Origin of the sequence: Bifidobacterium saimiriisciurei (genome assembly GCF_010667655.1) — a bacterium.
GTDB classification, from domain to species: Bacteria; Actinomycetota; Actinomycetes; order Actinomycetales; family Bifidobacteriaceae; genus Galliscardovia; species Galliscardovia saimiriisciurei.
The window spans coordinates 143,322-163,601 of sequence record NZ_WHZU01000006.1 but is presented as its reverse complement, the minus strand read 5'-3'; the positions used below and the strand labels follow the sequence as shown (position 1 = coordinate 163,601).

The 20,280-nt window shown below is 63.8% G+C and carries 18 protein-coding genes and 2 tRNA genes; 13 read left to right on the top strand and 7 right to left on the bottom strand.

From position 1 onward, the window contains the following. Window positions 1–600: 600 nt before the first annotated feature. Complete coding sequence (pgi, locus tag GFD18_RS05290; RefSeq protein ID WP_163198391.1) at window positions 601–2,301, bottom strand: glucose-6-phosphate isomerase; 1,701 nt, start codon at window positions 2,299–2,301, stop codon at window positions 601–603. Window positions 2,302–2,508: 207 nt separating this feature from the next. Then, complete coding sequence (locus GFD18_RS05285) at window positions 2,509–3,654, bottom strand: mannose-1-phosphate guanylyltransferase (protein WP_163198394.1); 1,146 nt, start codon at window positions 3,652–3,654, stop codon at window positions 2,509–2,511. 184 nt (window positions 3,655–3,838) lie between these two features. On the opposite strand from GFD18_RS05285, the gene GFD18_RS05280 reads away from it, so the two are divergent. From GFD18_RS05280 to GFD18_RS05270, 3 genes are all read left to right on the top strand, one after another. Beyond that, window positions 3,839–3,914 (top strand) — tRNA-Thr (locus GFD18_RS05280). 69 nt (window positions 3,915–3,983) lie between these two features. Then, window positions 3,984–4,064: transfer RNA gene (locus tag GFD18_RS05275), tRNA-Leu, on the top strand. A gap of 143 nt (window positions 4,065–4,207) precedes the next feature. Next, on the top strand, window positions 4,208–5,215 hold the full coding sequence (locus GFD18_RS05270) for an AEC family transporter (protein WP_163198395.1): 1,008 nt from the start codon (window positions 4,208–4,210) through the stop codon (window positions 5,213–5,215). 119 nt (window positions 5,216–5,334) lie between these two features. On the opposite strand, the gene rdgB is transcribed toward GFD18_RS05270, so the two are convergent. Both rdgB and rph read right to left on the bottom strand, forming a co-directional pair. Next, window positions 5,335–6,015, bottom strand: coding sequence for an RdgB/HAM1 family non-canonical purine NTP pyrophosphatase (gene rdgB, locus GFD18_RS05265; RefSeq protein ID WP_163198397.1), 681 nt, complete (start codon window positions 6,013–6,015; stop codon window positions 5,335–5,337). Window positions 6,016–6,231: 216 nt separating this feature from the next. Then, window positions 6,232–6,996, bottom strand: a complete 765-nt coding sequence (rph, locus tag GFD18_RS05260; protein ID WP_100510165.1) for a ribonuclease PH — start codon at window positions 6,994–6,996, stop codon at window positions 6,232–6,234. Between the two features lie 151 nt (window positions 6,997–7,147). Here rph and GFD18_RS05255 point away from each other — a divergent pair, with 151 nt between their 5' ends. Together GFD18_RS05255 and GFD18_RS05250 are read left to right on the top strand one after the other, a co-directional pair. After that, the gene (locus GFD18_RS05255; RefSeq protein ID WP_163198399.1) at window positions 7,148–7,774 is read left to right on the top strand and encodes a Pr6Pr family membrane protein; all 627 of its coding nucleotides are present in this window, start codon (window positions 7,148–7,150) and stop codon (window positions 7,772–7,774) included. Between the two features lie 78 nt (window positions 7,775–7,852). Further along, window positions 7,853–9,193 carry a nicotinate phosphoribosyltransferase gene (locus GFD18_RS05250; RefSeq protein WP_163198401.1) on the top strand — a complete coding sequence of 447 codons (1,341 nt, stop codon included), beginning with the start codon at window positions 7,853–7,855 and terminating at the stop codon, window positions 9,191–9,193. 84 nt (window positions 9,194–9,277) lie between these two features. Here the strand turns inward: GFD18_RS05250 and GFD18_RS05245 are convergent, their stop codons facing one another. Then, a complete protein-coding gene (locus GFD18_RS05245) occupies window positions 9,278–9,583 on the bottom strand; it encodes a DUF3039 domain-containing protein (RefSeq protein ID WP_163198403.1) in 306 nt (101 codons plus the stop codon). Between the two features lie 154 nt (window positions 9,584–9,737). Here GFD18_RS05245 and coaD point away from each other — a divergent pair, with 154 nt between their 5' ends. The 7 genes from coaD (at window position 9,738) to ilvN (ending at window position 15,992) form a co-directional block, all read left to right on the top strand. Further along, window positions 9,738–10,229, top strand: a complete 492-nt coding sequence (gene coaD / locus GFD18_RS05240) for a pantetheine-phosphate adenylyltransferase (RefSeq protein WP_163198405.1) — start codon at window positions 9,738–9,740, stop codon at window positions 10,227–10,229. 74 nt (window positions 10,230–10,303) lie between these two features. Continuing rightward, the gene (locus tag GFD18_RS05235; protein WP_404801609.1) at window positions 10,304–11,182 is read left to right on the top strand and encodes an ATP synthase subunit B family protein; all 879 of its coding nucleotides are present in this window, start codon (window positions 10,304–10,306) and stop codon (window positions 11,180–11,182) included. Between the two features lie 93 nt (window positions 11,183–11,275). Continuing rightward, on the top strand, window positions 11,276–11,899 hold the full coding sequence (locus GFD18_RS05230) for a YceD family protein (RefSeq protein WP_163198943.1): 624 nt from the start codon (window positions 11,276–11,278) through the stop codon (window positions 11,897–11,899). A 148-nt stretch (window positions 11,900–12,047) separates the two neighbouring features. After that, window positions 12,048–12,242: a 50S ribosomal protein L32 gene (rpmF, locus tag GFD18_RS05225; RefSeq protein WP_100510169.1), complete on the top strand. Its 195-nt coding sequence runs from the start codon at window positions 12,048–12,050 to the stop codon at window positions 12,240–12,242. A gap of 169 nt (window positions 12,243–12,411) precedes the next feature. Beyond that, entirely contained in the window at window positions 12,412–13,242 is an 831-nt protein-coding gene (rnc, locus tag GFD18_RS05220; protein ID WP_163198407.1) for a ribonuclease III, read from the top strand. A gap of 286 nt (window positions 13,243–13,528) precedes the next feature. Beyond that, window positions 13,529–15,418 (top strand): acetolactate synthase large subunit, encoded by a 1,890-nt coding sequence (locus GFD18_RS05215; protein ID WP_163198409.1) that lies wholly within the window; start codon window positions 13,529–13,531, stop codon window positions 15,416–15,418. A gap of 19 nt (window positions 15,419–15,437) precedes the next feature. Next, on the top strand, window positions 15,438–15,992 hold the full coding sequence (gene ilvN / locus GFD18_RS05210) for an acetolactate synthase small subunit (RefSeq protein ID WP_100510172.1): 555 nt from the start codon (window positions 15,438–15,440) through the stop codon (window positions 15,990–15,992). A gap of 731 nt (window positions 15,993–16,723) precedes the next feature. Here ilvN and GFD18_RS05205 read toward each other — a convergent pair. Continuing rightward, window positions 16,724–18,433, bottom strand: a complete 1,710-nt coding sequence (locus GFD18_RS05205; protein WP_163198411.1) for a hypothetical protein — start codon at window positions 18,431–18,433, stop codon at window positions 16,724–16,726. A 389-nt stretch (window positions 18,434–18,822) separates the two neighbouring features. Between GFD18_RS05205 and GFD18_RS05200 the strand changes: the two genes are divergently transcribed. Next, window positions 18,823–19,350, top strand: coding sequence for a Bax inhibitor-1/YccA family protein (locus GFD18_RS05200; protein ID WP_163198413.1), 528 nt, complete (start codon window positions 18,823–18,825; stop codon window positions 19,348–19,350). A gap of 35 nt (window positions 19,351–19,385) precedes the next feature. Here GFD18_RS05200 and GFD18_RS05195 read toward each other — a convergent pair whose 3' ends face one another. Further along, window positions 19,386–20,186, bottom strand: a complete 801-nt coding sequence (locus GFD18_RS05195) for an AIM24 family protein (protein ID WP_163198415.1) — start codon at window positions 20,184–20,186, stop codon at window positions 19,386–19,388. Window positions 20,187–20,280 lie beyond the last annotated feature (94 nt).

Sequence of the window (20,280 nt, the reverse complement as noted above, 5' to 3'; positions counted from 1 at the left end):
CCGTATCGTCCATCATCAGCACCGTAATATTCATGGACTACGGCGCAAAAATACGATTTTGCAGAGCAGTCCATCGCATTATGCATCCATGCAATTGAGAAACGTTGAAATTCCAAGGCTGCTGTTTTCGTCATCGAAGATTCGCGATGGACTGCGACGTATATACGCGATTTTGCAACGCAATCCATCGTCATTGGACGAATATTGATGGATTGCGACGTATTTTTGGGATTTTACATCGTAATCCATATTGGATGGCCGGGCACCGGATGGAAAGTACCGGATGGTGACAGAAAAGGGAGCCGGCCGCCTTGCGGTGGCCGGCTCCCCTCAATCATGCTGCCTCATGATGGCTCCCCTCAATCATGCTGCCTCATGATGGCTCCCCTCAATCATGCTGCCTCATGATGGCTCCCCTCAATCACGAGGGGAGTCATATTCCGCAGCAGTGCTTCATCGAGCGCCGTCGCGAAACGGCGGCTCTGATTCCAGAGGAATCAGAACTCGCGATGACGAACAGTCCAGTGGACTGTTCGTAGCAGCAAATCCGCCAAGGATTTGCGTCGCGGAATGCTGCGTTCTGATTTTTCTTACGAAAAATCAGAACTCCCTATGCTCACGGTAGAACTTGATGAGGCTCTGCGTGGAGGCGTCCTGGGCGGCGAGCGCGTCGTCGTCCTTGGAGATGGCGGGGGTGATCTGCTTGGCAAGCTGCTTGCCGAGCTCGACGCCCCACTGGTCGTAGGAGTCCACGCCCCACACGGTGCCCTCGACGAGGGTGATGTGCTCGTACAGGGCGATGAGCTCGCCGAGCGAGAACGGGGTCAGGGCCACGCCGAGGATGGACGTGGTCGGGCGGTTGCCCTTGAACACGCGGGCGGGGACGATCTCCTCCGGGGTGCCTTCGGCGCGGACCTCGTCGGCGGTCTTGCCGAACGCGAGCGCCTTGGTCTGGGCGAGGTAGTTGCCGAGGAACAGCTCGTGCACGTCCTGGTCGCCGTCCTTCACCGGGTTCGGGGTGTTGGCGAAGGCGATGAAGTCGGCCGGGATGAGCTGGGTGCCCTGGTGGATGAGCTGGTAGAAGGCATGCTGACCGTTGGTGCCGGGCTCGCCCCAGAAGATCTCGCCGGTCTCGGTGGTCACCGGGGTGCCGTCCCAGCGCACGGACTTGCCGTTGGATTCCATGGTGAGCTGCTGCAGGTAGGCCGGGAAGCGGTGCAGGTACTGGTCGTACGGCAGCACGGCGTGCGAGGCGGCCTTGAAGAAGTTGCGGTACCACACGTTGACGAGGCCCATGAGCGCCACGACGTTCTTCTCGAACGGGGTGTTGGCGAAGTATTCGTCGATCTCGTGGAAGCCGTGCAGGAACTCCTCGAACTGCGCCGGTCCGTAGACCACGGCGAGGGAGGTGCCGACCGCGGAGTCGACGGAGTAGCGGCCGCCGACCCAGTTCCAGAAGCCGAAGGCGTTCTCCGGGTCGATGCCGAACTCCTCGACCTTCTCCAGGTTGGTGGAGACGGCCACGAAGTGCTTCTTGATGGCTTCGGCCTTCTGGGCCTCGTCGCCGTCGGAGATGGCGCCGGAGGCGGTGAGCTCCTCGAGCAGCCAGGTGCGGGCCTCGCGGGCGTTGGTGAGGGTCTCGAGCGTGGTGAAGGTCTTGGAGACGATGATGAACAGCGTGGTCTCCGGGTCGAGGCCCTTGGTCTTCTCGGCCAGGTCGTTGGGGTCGATGTTGGAGATGTAGCGGGCGGAGATGCCGGCGTCGGCGTAGGGCTTGAGGGCCTCGTACGCCATGACGGGACCGAGGTCGGAGCCGCCGATGCCGATGTTCACCACGGTGTCGATCTTGCGGCCGGTGATGCCGGTCCACTTGCCGGAGCGCACGTCCTCGGCGAAGGCGTAGATCTTCTTGAGGGTGTCGCGCACGTCCTTGACGACGTCCTGGCCGTCGACGATGTACTTGTCCTCGTCCTCGACCGGGCGGCGCAGCGCGGTGTGCAGCACGGCGCGGTCCTCGGTGTTGTTGATGTGCACGCCGGTGTACTGCTGCTTGATGCGCTCGTCGAGCTTGACTTCCTTGGCGAGGTTGACCAGCAGGCGCAGCGTCTCGTCGGTGATGAGGTTCTTGGAAAGGTCGAAGTGCAGGTCGCCGGCCTCGAAGCTCAGCTTCTTGACGCGCTCGGGATCGTCGGCGAACCACTTCTTGAGGTCGATGCCCTCGGCCTGAAGTTCATCGTAGTGCTTCTGCAGCGCGGCCCATGCGGGAGTCGAGGTCGCGTCGATGGGAGGATTAATGGCCATGTGAGGTCCTTTCATCACTGTGGAATGATTCATGAAAACCATCCTGTTCCTGTTCCAACATACTGTGATTGACGGACAGATAAAAACGCACACAAATGTTGTTATTTGTGCGTTAGAACGTGCAATAAATACGATTTATCGACGCCACGGTTACGCAACACGCCGTTCATGTTCTGTTTTCCGAAAATCGGACGAGGAGACGGACGATCACAGGATGGCGTCGAGCCCCTGGTCGGCGAGCGCGGCGGCCATGCGCTTGACCTCCTGGCTGCGCGCCCTCGGCGCGACGAGCAGCGCGTCCGGTGTGTCGACCACGACCAGGTCGTCGGCGCCGAGCAGCGCGATCGTCCGCCCCTCGCCGCCGGCCGGCGCGACCACGTTGCCGGCGGAGTCGAGACACACCACGCGCCCGCGGTCGCCGATGATCTTGTTGTTGCGGGCGTCCGCGCTGGGAATCAGCGCGGCCACGGAGTTGAAGTCGCCGATATCATCCCACCCGAAGCCGCCGGGGACCATCGCCACGCCGCCCTCGGCGGCCAGCGGCTCGGCCACGGCGTAGTCGAAGGCAATCTTCTCGACCGCCGGCCACAGCCGCTCCATCATTTCGGCGCGGCGGTCGCCGTCGTCGTCCCATACGTCGGCGAGCGCCGTCACCGTCTCATAAATCCGCGGCTTGAGTCTCGCCAGGGTGTCGAGCAGCACGCCGGCGCGCATGACGAACATGCCGGCGTTCCACCGGTATTCGCCGGTCATCAGGTAGCCCTGCGCGGTTTCGGCGTCCGGCTTCTCCACGAACGCGCGTACCGTGCGGGCGTCGGGCGCGGCCGGCGCCCTGTCGGCGAGCGGCGCGCCCTGACGGATGTATCCGAAGGCGGTGGACGGACGCGTGGCCGCGATGCCGATGGTGGTCACGTATCCGGCGCGCGCCGCCGCGACCGCCTGCGCCACGCATTCGCGGAACGCGTCGTCGTCGCGAATCACATGGTCGGCGGCGAACGACCCGACCACCACGTCGCGGCCGTGCCGTTTCGCCAGTATCGCGGTGGCCAACGCGATGGCGGCCGTGGAGTCGCGACCGACGGGTTCGGCGAACAGGTTGCGTTCGTCCAGTTCGGGCAGTTGCGCGCGGACCGCGGCCGCATGCGCCACGCCGGTCATCACCGTCACGTGGTCGTCGCCGGCGACGGCGGCGAGACGGTCGAACGTGGCCTGGATCATCGTGCGGCCCGAACCGAGGAAGTCGTAGAGGAACTTCGGCCGTGCGCTGCGGCTCAGCGGCCATAGCCGCGAGCCGACGCCTCCGGCCGGAATCAGTGCGTACAAGTCCGAGAATCGCCCGTCAGTCTGTTGCATGTTCTTATTGTCACACGTATTGCCATACGTCGGCCGTTGATTTCACCGCGACGCCGCGCGCTGCGCTTCGCATTACGCCACGAACCGCGCCACGCCATGAATACCTCGGGATTTGCATAATCGAAAAACATGCAGTATGCTAATCTACTTGTGTGCGCATTGCTGTTGCGATGCTTCACGAATTGCCACTTTAGCTCAGTCGGTAGAGCGGCTCACTCGTAATGAGCAGGTCGACAGTTCGATTCTGTCAAGTGGCTCCAACGAAGACCCTAGGTTCATCGCCTAGGGTTTTTGCTTCCCCGAGAGCATTCGCAAGAATGTCGGGGACCGCGCGAGTGGCGGAATTGGTAGACGCGCAGGATTTAGGTTCCTGTGTCTTCGACGTGTGGGTTCAAGTCCCATCTCGCGCACGCTTTCCGATTAATCCTCTTGAATCATTGCGGCTTCGATGAATTCAAGGGGATTTTTTCATATCCGACCCCGCGCCGGAGGCAAGAGAGAAGAAGAGCCAAGGATTCACCATGGATTCGCGAGAATCCAGGAGAGGGACGACATGTCGGGACTGATTCATCCGATCACCCTGCTCGCAATCGTTTTCGTCGGTTACGGGTTCAAGCGTGCACGCATCTTCGGCGAGAAGGACTATCGCATCCTGCAGCGCATCGTGTTCAACCTCACGCTGCCCGCCGCGATCATCGTGTCGTTCCTGACGAACCCCCATGACCCCAAGCTGCTGTGGATCTCGCTGTTCGGTCTGGCATGCGGCCTCTTCCCCACCCCGATCCTGTATTTCATCAGCCGCCACAAGCCGGTGAACGAGCGCGCGTTCCTCATGCTCAACGGCGCGGGATTCAACATCGGCAACTTCTGCTTCCCCGTCATGCAGTCGATGCTCGGTTCGGCGTCGCTGGTCACGGGAGCCATGTTCGACATGGGCAACTGCGTGGTGGTGGCCGCCGGCAACAACCTGCTCACTCAGCGTCTGCTGCACATCAACCCCGACAAGCCGCTGAGCGAGCAGAACCACGGCGATATGACCGTCACGCGTCTGCCGCGCATCAAGCCGAAGGACAAGGACGCGCGCCGTCTCGCCCGCCGTGCCACGATGCGCGGCATCGCCAAGAGCTTCCTCACCTCGGTGCCGTTCGACACCTATCTGCTCATGATCGTGCTGATGTTCACCGGTGTGAAGCTGCCCAGCGTCGTGGTGGACATCCTCAGCCCGGTGGGCGATGCGAACGGCTTCTGCTCGATGCTCATGGTCGGCATGCTCATGGACTTCCCGAACAACCGCAAGGAGATCTCACAGGCCTTGCGCGTGGTGGCCTGGCGCATTCCGTTCGCCGCGCTGTTCTGCCTGGTCACCTGGTTCCTGCTGCCGTATGACGCGGCCACGCGCAAGGCCATCGTGATGCTGTGCATGGCGCCGACCGCCGTGTTCGCCACGCTGTTCTCCGACCGCGTGCTCGGCAACGCGAAGATGGCCGGCTTCTGCCTGTCGGTGACCGCGGTGATGGGCATGGTCGCCATGACCGCCGCGAACTACCTGATTCCGGCCTGATCTCTTTTTTCGACCTTCCGCCTTATGGCGAGCGGGCTGACGGGTGCGATACCCGTCAGCCCGCTTTTCGTATCGTTTCCGGCTATACAGCCGTATCGACGGCCATGCCGGTCACGACGTCAGTCGATAAGAGCGCGCTTGATGCTGCGCGTCAGTGCCTGAATGGCCTTGGAACGGTGCGAGATGGCGTTCTTCTCCTCCGGCGTCATCTCGGCGCTGGTGAGTTCCTCGCCGGATTCCTTCGCGCGCTGGGGCTGGTCGTTCGGCACGAAGATGGGATCGTAGCCGAAGCCGTGCTCGCCGCGCGGTTCGCGGATGATTCGCCCGCACATGTCGCCGAGCTCCACGTTCTCGTTGTGGATGCCGTACGGCGCCTCGCCCTGGCCGTCCTCGGGCGTGACGAACGCCGCGGCGCAGCGGAACCGTGCCGTTCGGTTGCGGTCCGGGATGTCGGCTAGCTGCGCGAGCAGCAGCTCGTAGTTGGCCACGTCGTCGCCGTGGCGGCCGCACCAGCGTGCGGAAAGGATGCCGGGGGCCGCGCCCAGCACGTCGACGATCAGTCCGGAGTCGTCGGCGATGGCAGGCAGACCCGTGCGGCGCACGACGTCGCGCGCCTTGAGCAGTGCGTTCTGTTCGAAGCTCGCGCCGTCCTCGACGGGATCGGGCAGGTTCAGTTCGCCTGCGGTCAGCAGTTCGATACGGTCGGCGTCCTCGCCGAGGTCCTCGGTGAGAATGCGACGAATCTCCGCCAGCTTGCCCGCATTATGGGTGGCGACCACCAATTTGACCGTGTTGCTCATGGCATCTACCTCTCTGAACTATGCGCGGCACGTTGCCTCCATGCTGCTGCGCCCTCCCAACAATATGGGAGGCCCCGTACGTTTGGAACGCACGGGGCCTCGAAATCACTGCGAAAGACCGGCGGAAGCCGTCGCCGCCCTGCCAATCCCTGCCGGTTCCCGGCCATCGGAGCCTTGTCTCGGCTGCTGTCAGTAGCTAGCGGCCGCCATCACAGTTCAGTCCTCGTCGAGCGCCTTGCGCTGCAGGGCCTGCAGCTCGCGGTTGCCCTTCTCGGCCAGGTCGAGCAGTTCGCCGAGCTCGGCACGCGTGAACGGACGGTGCTCCGCCGTGCCCTGGATCTCGATGAACGCGCCGGCGCCCGTCATGGCCACGTTCATGTCGGTCATGGCCTGGCTGTCCTCCACGTAGGGCAGGTCGAGCATCGGCTTGCCGTCGATCACGCCGACGGAGACGGCCGACACCTGATCCTTGAGCACCTGTCGGTTGGCTCGCAGCACCTTGTGCTCCTTGGCCCACGCCACGGCGTCGGCGAGCGCCACGTAGGCGCCGGTGATCGACGCGGTCCTGGTGCCGCCGTCGGCCTGCAGCACGTCGCAGTCGAGCTGGATCTGGTTTTCACCGAGCGCCTTCATGTCGACGACGCCGCGCAGGCAGCGGCCGATCAGTCGGCTGATCTCGTGGGTGCGGCCTCCGATCTTGCCGCGCACGGATTCGCGGTCGGTGCGTTCGGATGTGGCGCGCGGCAGCATCGCGTATTCGGCGGTCACCCAGCCGAGTCCGGAGTCCTTGCGCCAACGCGGCACGCCCTGCGTGAACGTGGCTGTGCACATCACGCGCGTGTTGCCGCATTCGATGAGCACCGAGCCTTCGGGGGCGTCGGTCCAATGACGGGTGATCTTCACCGGACGCAGTTCGTCGACGGCGCGGCCGTCGGGGCGAATCGTCTGATTGACGTCGAGCATGTCTTTGATCTGAACCATGGTTAACCTCGGAATATCTACGGAAGCACTGTCCCCGACCGTATCCGGCTTAGCCGACAAAACCATGGTCAGAAACGGTTCGCGTCCATGGTTCGGACCGTCGAACGATTGCCGGACGGCAACGTTCGACGCGGCCAATAGAATGACTGTCATGAGATTCTTGGCCGCGATATTCCGATTCGCCACGTCGGCCTGTTGTTTCGCCGGCACATACGAGATCTGGCATCTGCACGAGTTCGCCTCCCTGACGTATTTCACCTTCCAGACGGCGTTGCTGCTGGGTGTCGTGATGCTGTGGGCGGGGGCGGCCACGCTGCTCAAGGGCATCGAGCCGCCGGTGTGGCTCAAGGGATGCCTGACGCTGTATATCGCGGTGGCCGGTCTGGTGGCGGCGTTCCTGCTGCCGGCGGCCGATCCGGCGACGCCACGCGTGTTCGGCCTGATGACGGTCACGTACGCGCACATCATCGTGCCGATCGCCGCGGTCATCGATTTTCTCGTCTTCGACGAGCATAGGAAATTCCAATGGTCGTACTGTCTCACGTGGCTCATCTATATTCCGGTCTATGTGATGGGCGTGCTGATTCGCGCGGCCATATGGCCGCATTCGGGACCGTTGAAGGACGGCACGCCGTACCCGTACGACTTCCTGAACCTGCCGAAGATCGGATGGGCGCAGCTGGGCATCAACGTGGGCGAGGGATTGGCCGCGTTCCTCGTGCTCGGCCTGGTGCTCGTCGCCCTCGACCGCGTCCTGCCGGCGAAACTCATAAAGTGACCGCGTTTGGGCGTGAACGGCCTACAATCGCATACAACAGAATTCATATTGACATCCCGCGACCCGAAGAAGGACGATATGGCTAACACCGACTACTCATCGGCCATGATGACCGACATGTACGAATACACCATGCTGGACGCCGCCATGCAGGACGGCACCGCAGATCGCCAGTGCGTGTTCGAGGTGTTCACCCGTCATCTGCCCACCGGCCGCCGCTATGGCATCGTGGCCGGACTGGGCCGCATCGTGGAGATGCTCAAGGACTTCCGCCCGACCGAATCCGATCTGAAGTTCCTGCGCGACCGTCATGTGGTGAGCGAGAAGACCGCCAAGTGGCTGGAGAACTTCTCGTTCTCCGGCACCATCCGCGCCTACCGCGAGGGCGAGGCGTTCTTCGCGAACTCCCCGATCCTCGAGGTCGAAGGCACGTTCGCGGAATGCACGCTGCTGGAGACGCTCGTGCTTTCCGTGCTGAACTACGATTCGGCCATCGCGTCGGCGGCCTCCCGCATGACGTCGGCCGCCGGCGACCGTCCGTGCATGGACATGGGCGGCCGCCGCGCGAACGAAAGCGCCGCCGTGGCCGCAGCCCGCGCCTCGATCGTCGGCGGCTTCGCCGGCACCGCGAACCTCGCCGCCGCGAAGAAGTACGACCTGCTGTGCATCGGCACCGCCGCGCACGCGTTCACACTGCTGCACGACGACGAGCGCGACGCCTTCGTCTCGCAGGTCAACGCCCTGGGCCCCGGCACCACGCTGCTCACCGACACCTACAACATCGAGAAGGCCATCACCACGGCCGTGGAGGTGGCCGGCCCCCAGCTCGGCGGCATCCGCATCGACTCCGGCGATCTGGCGTCGCTGGCGCAGAAGGCCCGCAAGCAGCTTGATTCGCTGGGCGCCACGAACACGAAGATCACCGTGACCAACGACCTCGACGAATACGCGCTGGCCGCATTGCAGACCGCGCCCGTGGACTCCTACGGCGTGGGCACCATGCTGGTGACCGGCTCCGGCCACCCCACCTGCGCGATGGTGTACAAGCTGGTCGAGCGCGAGGGCTCCGACGGAGCGATGCATCCGGTGGCCAAGAAGTCGTTCGGCAAGAGCACCGACGGCTGGCGCAAGCGCGCGCTGCGCTGCTACCAGTACGGCCTGGCGCAGGGCGAGCTCGTGCTGTGCGGCCCGGCCGACAAACTCGCCGCATGGGAGGCGCCGGAAGAATACGGCGACACGAAGGACCTGATGATCACCGCCGTCGACCACGGCGACATCGACGAGTCGCTGGCAAGCAAGGAGGCGCTGCTCGCGGCCCGCGACCATCACAAGGAGGCGCTCGACGAGCTGCCGGTGACCGCGCTTTCGCTGAGCAACGGCGAGCAGGCCATCCCCACCGAGGTCCTCACCCTCGAGTGATCGCGCGCTCAAGCCATCAAATAGCCATCAAATAGGGAATCGGCCTTCGAATGAAGGCCGATTCCGTTTTCCATATCGCTAACGTCAGCGCATCTCGTCGTAGATGCGCTTGCAGTCCGGGCACACCGGGTAATCGGACGGATTGTGCTTCGGCACCCACACCTTGCCGCACAGCGCCACGACCGGCCGGCCGGTCAGGCGGGATTCGGCCATGCGCTCCTTGGAGACGTAGTGGGCGAAGCGGTCGGCGTCGCCGTCGTCGGTCTTCTGCCCCTCGGTCCTGGTCTCGGGGCGTTCGAGCACCGCGGTGCCGCTGCCGGAATCCGGCGTGGAAAGCGGGGAGACCGCGTCGTCATCGAAAACGTCATCGAATACATTCCTCATAATCATGCCTCATTCCTCGCTCGCAAAACGATGCTGGACCATATCGATTCAATAATAGAGGCTTATATTCCACGGCTATGTGACGAATCACACAGCGCGACCGAGGCCGCATCGCAAAGCGGCGGCCTCGGTCTCCAAAGGACGCGGTAATCTGGAATCCATGACTATAGCTGTATGCCCCGGTTCATTCGATCCGGTAACCTCCGGGCACATCGATGTGATCGAACGATGTGCGCACCTGTTCGAACAAGTCCACGTAGTGGTGGCGGTCAACGCGGCGAAGCGGCCGATGTTCACCGAAACGCAGCGCGTGGAGATGATCCGCGAGGTGCTGGCCGAGGACGGGTTCCCCGATATCGTCGTCACCAGCACCGAAGGACTGATCACCGACTACTGCGCCAAGGTCGGCGCGCAGGTGATAGTCAAGGGACTCCGCCAGAATGGCGATTACGAGGCGGAGCTGGGCATGGCGCTGGTGAACAAGCAGATCGGCGACGTCGAGACCATGTTCCTGCCGGCGAACCCGCTGAAGGAGCACATCTCCAGTTCCATCGTCAAGGATGTTGCACGTCATGGCGGCGACGTGACCGGCCTGGTGCCGGGCTACGTGGCGCCGCTGCTTATCGAAGCATTGAGGAGTGAAAAGAGATAATCATGGACGACGTCAGGGATGGCTATGTGACCCCGGACAACGACGACACCGGCGAGTCCGAAGTCGCCAACCGCATGGGCATCCACGGGAATCCCGCGAACACGGACCCGTCGGCGCAGGCCCCGGCCGGCGCGGCGACGAACGACGCCGACGCGGCCCCGAGCCCCGTGACCTCCTACGAGGAGTATTCCGAACCGTATTCCTCCGTCGCGATCCCCGCGCCGACCGAACCGGCGGCCGCGCCATACCGACGGCCCTCGTTCTCCATTCCCACCGTGACCAACGGACGGGTCGATCTGGACGACTCCACGAACATCGACCGTCCGAAATCGGCGATCAGGCCCAACGCCCAGACCTTCCAGCGCATGCTCATGGAGGACGATGACGACGAGGATCTGACGACCAAGAACCAGTTCACCACCGTCTACGACCTGCTCGACCAGCTCGAGGAGCTCGTCGACGCGTCGAAGGCGTCGTTCTTCTCGGGCACCCAGGTGCGCGTGGACCGTGAGGAGATCACCACGCTCATCACCGAGCTCAAGGGCAAGCTGCCCGTGCAGCTCGAACGTGCCTCGGCCCTGATGCGCGAATCCGAACGCCGTCTCGAAAACGCGCAGTCGCAGGCCAACGCCATCATCGCCTCGGCGCAGAGCCGTTCGGCCACGATCATCCGAGAGGCCAACGAGCAGGCGCAGTTCCTCGCCGGCCAGGAGAACGTGGTGGCGCTCGCCACGGAACGCGCGCACACCATCCTCGACCAGGCGCAGGCCAAGGCCGACAAGCTCACCCGCGGCGCCGACAACTATTCGACGGCCGTGCTCACCGAGCTGAGCGAGCAGCTGGCCAAGGCGTCGCACGGCGTGCAGAACGGCCTCGCCGTGCTTGCCGAACGTCAGCGCCAGGCCGCGCAGGACATGCCGCATCTGTCGTCGGACGACTATCCGAACTCCTAGACCCGACCGGTGCCGGGGTGCATCCGGGCACGCCAGCCCGCACCTCGGCATCCGCATAATCCCACCTAATCCTCCATCTGCAAAGGACGTATGATGAACGCCAATCATCCCGAATCCTCACCGTGGGCGGTGTCGATCGCCCAGGTCGCCAGCCGTCCCGGCCAGAGCAAGTCGGTCGACGCCGACTTCCCCGCCCCCAGCGGCATCGGCGACGAGGTCATCAGCATCAGGGAAGGCGCGCCGGTGCACGTCTCCGGCTCCTTCGACTCCATCGTCGACGGACTCGTGCTCACCGCAAGCGTGACCGCGCCCGTCACCGCCGAATGCTCCCGCTGCCTCAAGCCGCTGAACGCGAACCATACGATCACGGTCACCGCGTTCTTCCCCTACGCCCCGGACGTCCATGGCCAGCGTCGCAAGGGCGGCCGCGACGAGGAGGAGGTCGACATCATCGCCGGCGAGGAGGAAGGCGACGACACGTACCCGCTGGCCGGCAACAACACCTTCGCCGACATCGAGGCGCTGCTGCGCGACAACCTGGTCGAGTCGCTGCCGCTCAAGCCGCTGTGCCGACCGGACTGCCAGGGCCTGTGCCCGCAGTGCGGCGAGGACCTCAACGAGCATCCGGACCATCATCACGAGGTCTCCGACATCCGCTGGTCGGCGTTGGAATCGCTCAAGGCGCAGCTGGAGGCCGAGGCCGGCGACGGCAAGTGAGCCGACGCCGATTCCGGGGCCGGTCCCGCCGTTGATTCCGTCGAAAACCGACCTCAAACCGACTTCAAGATGACAAACCTTCGAATTTGCGCTAAAATACCGAAGGCTTAAGCTCAATAAGAAATTCGATCGAAATAGAGGGTCCGAAATGGCACTGCCCAAGTACAAGACGTCGCGTGCGAATACCCATTCGCGTCGCGCCAACTGGAAGACTTCCGCCGCCGCTACGGTGGCCTGCCCGAACTGCGGCGAGCGCACGCTCCCGCACATGGCTTGCCCGAACTGCGGCCAGTTCCGCGGTCGCGTCTACCGCTCCGCGGTGAAGTCCACGTTCTCCAAGTGATTGCGTGAACCACTGACATCAAGAACCTCGCCATCGACGGGTGGCGGGGTTCTTTTGTATTCGACCGCATTTATGCATTTAACCGTATTCTGTGGTATTCGACCGCTTTCGGCGGGCCGTTCCGTTCGTCGCGGCCTCGGGCAGAGCGAGAACTAGACTGGGACGCATTATGACGAAGAAGAACAAGAACCGCGCCGCCGACGCCAATACCGCCGACGCCCGCCGCAACGCACCGGCCACCGACGCCGCCTCCGACGCCTCATCACTGACCGACACCGTGGCCCACGACAAGACCAGCGACTACCGCCCCGGCGACGCCACCGCCCGCCTGCTGAACGCCCTCGGCGCCACGATCAGCCCCGACCTGCTCATCCGCGCGCTCACCCACCGCTCGTACTCGCACGAGCATGAGGGCATGCCGCACTACGAGCGCCTTGAATTCCTCGGCGACGCCGTGCTCGAACTGGTCACCACGGAGACGCTGTTCTTCAACCACCCCGACTTCTCCGAAGGCCAGATGGCCAAGATCCGCGCCAAGACCGTCTCCGAGGAGTCGCTCTCCGAAATCGCGCGCACGAAGCTGCATCTCGGCCCGTACATCCTCCTCGGCCACGGCGAGGCCGACGACAACGGCGCCGACAAGGATTCGATTCTGTGCGACATCGTGGAATCGCTGATCGGCGCGGTGTACGTCGAGCACGGCATCGACGTGGCCCGCAACGTGGTGCACGGCCTCATCGACGGCGAGCTGGCGAAGTACACGCAGGCCGGCCCGGCGCTCGACTGGAAGACGTCGCTCACGGTGAAGGCCCACAAGATGGGACTGCCCGAGCCCGTGTACCGCATGGAGGTCGGCGGACCGGAATACCGGCTGGAGTTCACCGCGCACGTGCTGCTCGGCGACGGCGGCAGGGAGCTCGCCTCCGCCACCGGCTCCTCCAAGCGCAAGGCCCAGCTCGCCGCGGCCGAACGCGCCTGGCATGCGCTCGACGAGCAGTAGAAGCGGCGGAAAGCGGCAGGCGCCGGAGACGGCCCGGCCGCGGATAACCGCGCACGACCGCGAAAACCGCGCGATTCGGCTTTTCGCGCTGACGACACCAGCGCATAGACTGTAGCGCATAACGTCATCGCCGCCGACGCCACAAGCGTCCAGCGGCCGGCATCCCCGCCGCGTCCGCACTTCGGAGCACACCGCCATGCGGCACGGTCGACGAGATATCCTGTTTCCGTTTACGTAGTTATGGCACGTCCCGCAATATGCGGCTGCCAAAGGATGAGAGGAAGACATGGCATTGCCCACACCTCTGCAGGCATTCAGTGCAGTACCCAAAGGCCCCGTCGAGAAGCTGACGGCAGACAAGCGCATCGTCAACGGGGAGAAGATGACCGGCGCACAGGCCGTGGTCCGTACGCTGGAGGACCTGGGGGTCGAGGACGTCTTCGGCCTGCCCGGCGGCGCGATCCTTCCCGTGTACGACGCCATCAACGACGACACGAAGTTCCGCTTCGTGCTGGTCCGCCATGAGCAGGCGGCGGGCCACGCGGCCGAAGGCTACGCCGTGGCCACCGGCAAGGTCGGCGTGTGCATCGTCACCTCCGGCCCCGGCGCGACCAACGTGGTCACCGCCATCGCCGACGCGAACATGGACTCCATCCCCATGGTGGTCATCACCGGCCAGGTGGGCGTGAACGCCATCGGCACCGACGCCTTCCAGGAGGCCGATATCGTCGGCATCACCTACCCGGTCGTCAAGCACTCGTACCTCGTCACCAGCGCGCAGGACATCCCACGCGTGCTCTCCGAGGCGTACCACATCGCCCGCACCGGCCGTCCCGGCCCGGTCGTCGTCGACCTGACCAAGACCGCCCAGACCGAGGAACTCTACTACTCGTGGCCGCAGCGCATGATCCTGCCCGGCTACAACCCCACCACGAAGGCCCATGGCCGCGTGCTCTCCAACGCCGCCAAGCTGTTCGGCCAGTCATACCGCCCGGTGCTGTACGTGGGCGGCGGCGCCGTGCGTTCCGACGCCGGCGAGCAGGTCAAGCGTCTTTCCGAAGTGACCGGCGCCCCGATCGTCACCACGCTTCCGGCCCGCGGCATCGTCCCCGAATCCGACCCGGCCGTGCTCGGCATGCTCGGCATGCACGGCACGATCGCCGCCACCGGCGCCGTGCAGCAGTGCGACCTGCTGGTCGCCATCGGCGCCCGCTTCGACGACCGCGTCACCGGCTCGCTGCCCGACTTCGCGCCGGCGGCCCGAGTCATCCACATCGACATCGATCCGGCCGAGATCGGCAAGAACCGTCAGGCCGACGTGCCGATCGTCGGCGACGTGGCCACCGTGCTCGACGACCTCACCCCCGAGATCGAGCGCTATCAGGCCATCAATGGCAAGCCGGACCTCGACGCCTGGTGGGACGTCATCAACGATCTTCGCGAGAAATACCCGATGCAGTACGACGAATCCCCCGACGGCACGCTCGCCCCGCAGTGGGTCGTCCAGGAGCTGAGCCGTCAGGCTGACCCGAGCACCATCTGGGTGTCGGGCGTGGGCCAGCATCAGATGTGGGCCGCGCAGTTCATCGACTTCCACAAGCCGCATTCGTGGATCTCCTCCGGCGGCCTCGGCACCATGGGCTACGGCCTGCCGGCGGCGCTCGGCGCCCAGGTCGGCTCCGACCGTGACTTCGACGGCAAGAAGCCGGTGTGGCTCATCGACGGCGACGGCAGCTTCCAGATGACCAGCGAGGAGCTCGCCTCCGCATTCTTCGACCATCTGCCGGTGAAGATCGCCATCCTCAACAACTCCGTGTACGGCATGGTCCGTCAGTGGCAGACGCTGTTCTACAAGAACCACTACTCGGCCACCAACCTTCTGGACGGCGAGGCCAGGCAGGGCGACGTCATCGGCGAGGGCGAGAACGAAATCATGGACGTCCCCGATTTCGTCAAGCTCGCCGAGGCATATGGCTGCGTCGGCATGCGCGTGTTCACCAAGGAACAGGCCGAGGAGGCCATCAGGAAGGCCAACGAGATCAACGACCGCCCGGTGCTTATCGACTTCCGCGTGTGGAAGGACGCCATGGTGTGGCCGATGGTCGCCGCCGGCGCCTCGAACAGCGACGTGACCTACAAGCCCGGCGTCCAGCCGCTCAAGGGCATTCAGGCCTGACAGGGAAAGGATTTTAGACATGGCAAACTATCCCGCTTCGCAGCCTGGCTCCCAGCGTCACACGCTTTCCGTGCTGGTGGAGAACCGTCCCGGCGTTCTGGCCCGCATCTCCGGCCTGTTCGCCCGTCGCGCGTTCAACATCAACTCGCTGTCCGTCTCCCCCACCGAGCGTCCGGACATCTCCCGCGTGACGGTGACCGCCGACGTCGACCAGATTCCGCTCGAGCAGATCATCAAGCAGCTGAACAAGCTGCTTCACGTGCTCAAGATCGTCGACCTCGACTCCGCGAACACGGTGAACCGCGAGCTCGTGCTCGTCAAGGTTGCCGCCGACGCGAAGACCCGTTCCGACGTGCTGGAGATCGTGCAGACGTTCCGCGTCCGCGTGGTCGACATGCATCCCGAATCGCTGGTCATCGAGGCCACTGGCTCGGGCGAGAAGCTCGACTCGCTGCTCGCGCTGCTCGACGACTACGGCATCATCGAGCTCGTGCGTTCCGGCTCCGTCGCGCTGACCCGTGGCCCGCGCGCCCTGAGCGAAAAGGTCGTCGGCTCCGAAATCAAGGGCCGCTGACTTCCGGCTTCGGTCGGTTGGTCGGTTTCCGACCGACTTCCGACCGACTGAGGCTGGCTTTCGCCGGCCGCTTTTCGACCGGTTTTCGACCGACTTCGGTTGGCTTTTGACACTGCTAGACTCAGCCGACCTCAAAAATCGACGACTGGTCTTTGCACTTAGGCTCCTCTCGACTCCGAGAGGAGCCTTTTTTCGATGGATTGTGGCGTAACTATGCCATACACGATTCAACTCATCACAAACCGACCAGTTCTAATGGACTACGGCATAAAACGCCCGAAGCACAGCCTAATCCATCGAAAACCAACCGATTCCCATGGATTAGGCTGCAAAATGACCGAATCACGGTCCAGTCCATCGGGAATCATCGAAATCCGATGGATTGGACCGTATTTTCGCATAAATGCGCCGCAGTCCATCGCCGGACGGCAATCCGATTCAAAGAAACCGCATGATTCCAACGTTCCAAAAATCAACCCGGCGATTTTCCGATGGACCACACCGCAAAATCATCAAAATGCAGCCCAATCCATCGAAAACCACCCGATTCCCATGGACCACGCCGCAATTACACCGATTTGTGGTGCAATCCATCCACTCCATTCAATCGCGGTGGATTACACCGCAAATCTCTCAAATCGCGATGCAATCCACCCCGTGAGTCATCAGATTTCAATGGATTGCGCCGCAAACGACCGAATCACGGCGCAATCCGCGAATCCACGAACGCGCTACTTTCCTTCGCCCGTAGACACACCGGACGCACCAGCTTCGCCGCCACGGGACGCCTTGAGCATGGAGACGAAGGTGCCGGCGAGCAGCAGCGCGGCCGAAACCAGAGCAACGGCCGCAATCGCAGTGCCGGTGGTCGCGAGCGTCCTGTTCTGCTCGGCGACCGGCGTCTTGCCCTGCGAATTCGCCAGCCACTGCTGGGCGGCGGTACGGTTCGCGGCGGCCGAGCCGTTACCGGACGACGTCAGTCCCGAGCCGGCCCCGGCCCCCGAGACTCCCGTACCGTTCGTAGTATTGCCGGAACCACCACCGACGGAGGGAATCTTCTTCCATCGTGCCGTGTAGGTGGCGTCCGCGCGCACCGGCAGGAACCGGTTGAATCGCGCACCCGACGCAGAATACCAGCCGTCCAGCATCATACCGCTCGGGGCCTGCGGCGAGGGGATGTCACCGCTGAGCAGCCACAGTCCCTTGAGCACCGTCGACTGCTTCTGATGCGTCGCACCGGCCGCATCCTTCCAGATGAAGGTCACTGTCGCATGAATCGCGTCACCAACGGAACCGCCGCCATTGCCGCTGCCACCGTTGCCGCCGTTGTTCTTCAGCGTGGCGACCAGATGCATGTTCCAGCCTTCGGCCACGCCTCCCGAAAGATTGACGTCATACGTCTTGCCGGTGAGCTCGTCGGTCCAGCCGGTGATGCTGTAGCCGGCCGGAACCAGCGCATTGATCACGCCCTGCTTGGCGGCGAGCGCCTCCGAAAGCGACGAGCCGGTCTTCACGCGTTCCAATACGAACAGGTTGCCCACCGAGAACATGATCTGCGTGTTCGTGGCCTGCAGGTCGGAGACGGCGAAGAAGGTCGTGTCCACGTTCGCTGTGCCGGCATCGGAAAGGTCGGCCTTGTAGGTGTGGAGCAGCGCATGCCAGCCGGTGATCCTGAGGTTCGCCGGCATACGGGATTCGATCTGCGATCTCACGGCCGCATAGGCGTCGGCATACGAACTGCCGCGGTCCACCGTGGTGCTGACGACGGCGTTCGCCACGTTCGGAATCACGAACCGCACATGCACCTGCGCACTCGTGGACGGCAGGTCGGGCAGCTGCTGCGCCAGCACGGCGGTGAAGGTCACCGTCTTCTCGCCGCTCACCTTCGCGCCGAGCAGGTCGGCGGAGTACGTCACGCCGGTCGACGACTTCCATCCGACGATCACATAGCCTTCCGGCACGTTCAGTTCGGTGTCGCTGGGCACGGTCACGTCGAGGCTGCCAGTGTAGGTGTGGGTCACGGTGGTGTGATGGCCGTTGACCGTGAACGTGATCTCGGTGCTGTACTCACGGCTCGCATCGCCATTGCCATCAGCATTACCGTTGGTATCGGTGTCAGCATTGCCGTTGGACTCGTCTCCGGCGTTGGAACCACCTGTATTGGAGGTGTTGGAGGAGGCGCCGCCGGACGCAACGCCATTGGACGCCGCATCGTCGGACGAGCCGTTGCCGACCGTCGGGTCGTCGGAGCCGGATGCCGCGTTCGGACCGCCGTTCGTCCTATCACCCGTCGAGAAACCTCCCGAGTTGGCGACAATCGCGCCGGCAGTCGCACCGGCCGCGTTCCCCGCACCGCCGGCCGTGCCAGACGCCGCGAATGCCGTCCCCGGCGCCACGGCCACGAATCCCAACGTCGCCACGGCCACAATGGCCGCAGTCAACCGACCGATTTTCGAATCCCGTCCGAAGGAATCCCTGCCACGAGAATCATCACTGCGGAAATCTCCACTCTGGGAATTCCCACAACGGGAGTCATTACCGCGGAAATTCCTACCCCAGCGTGCGCGCATGCTCATCGCCTCTACTCTTCATACCGTGCTCATACGGCATCCGCCGGCGCGACGTCTTCTGCGCCCCGACCTCATGCCGATGCATAACGGCCTGCCGACGCGGTCGCTTCGCGCCGACGCGGCATCCGTTATGCCCCTTACCTATAGCCTGTATTGTATCTCGCTTATTTCAACACGTTGATGGCATTGTTCACGACATGACATCGCACGACATCGGACCTACTATGGCAACGAGAGAGCAAGAAAAGACAGGGAGCATCATGAACGAGGAAGACGACGAGCCCCGGCCCGACGGACCGATGCACGAGCACGACCGTAATCGCGAACGGCAGACGCCGGCGAACCCGTCGGATGACGCCCCCATTGCTTCCAACGATTCCGCTGCCGACCTCTCCGACGAGACCGACAATGACCTAGCCGACGCCACCAACTTCCCCGAAGCCGCCGGCAATGCCGCCGCCCCGAACGAAACCGATGTCGTCGACCCCACCACCAACGAAGCCGACGACGTCGACGAGGATGAGGACGAAGAGGACGAAGAGACCAGTTCCACGGCCGTCCAGCAGCTGAGCGCCGTGGCGGTGATTCTCGGCATCGTCGCCATCGTATTGTGCTTCATACCGAAGGTTCCGCTCACCATCGCGCTCGCCGTCGCCATCGTCGGCACCGTGCTCGGCCTGGTGAACTGCCTTTCGGCCACCGTGCTGCATCAGCCCCGCATACGGTTCGCCGCGGCGGGAGGAACGGTGATCGGCGCTTTGGCCATCATCACCGTCCTCTTCCTGTGATGGCGATGGAGGCGGCGCGCCTCCGTCGAATCGAATCACACCGTGCCGGAACCGGCGTTGATGCCCATCGTCGGCGAGGCGACCGGCGCGAGGAGGACTCGTCCGGAACCTCGGTAGACGTTGACGAGGCCTTCGCCGCTGGCCGCGGAACCGATGAGGGTCTTGCCGGAGCGCTCGACGGTGAACTGCAGGCCGCTGGTCCACGCGATGGCGAAGTTGCCGTCGATCTTGAGCACGTCGTTTTCGAGGTCGATGGTCACGAGTTCGGATGCGGGGACGGGCGATTCGAGGGCGACCGTGCCGGCGCCCTCCAACGCAAGATTGAACAGGCCTTCACCGCCGGCGACCATGGCGCTGGGGCGGGAGACCATGACGGCGCGCTGGCTGACGGTGGATTCGCAGGCGTAGAACAGTCCGTCGTTGACGGTCATGCTGCCGCCCATCTGACGCATGGGGTCGAGCAGCAGGATGTGCCGGTAGGTGGGTTCAAGCACGAGGACGCCGCTGCCGACGTATTCGGGCTTGATGGCGGATTCCTTGGTGACGGCGCCGCGTGCCATCTTGCCGATGAAGTCGCCGACGCCCTTCACACCGGTCGTGGCCTCGATGTTGCCGGCGACCCACTGCATGGCGCCGGCCTGCACGGTGGCGCCGACACGGCCGTTGAGATTGCAGATGACCTGGCGGCGACGAACGTTCATCTCGGAGGCGAAGTAGGCGCCGATGGCGTCGCCGTATCCGACCGAAAGATCGCGCTTCCATTCGATGACCTGGAAGATGCCCTGCTGGGCCACGATGTCAACGTCGTCGTTGTCCGTGAAATTGTAGATTCTCATGCCGTTCCTTTCCGGTTGAATCCCATCGTTTTCCCAGTGTACGGCATCGGGATGGCCGCGATATGGCATGCATACGTCCGTGATGGCGCGGATG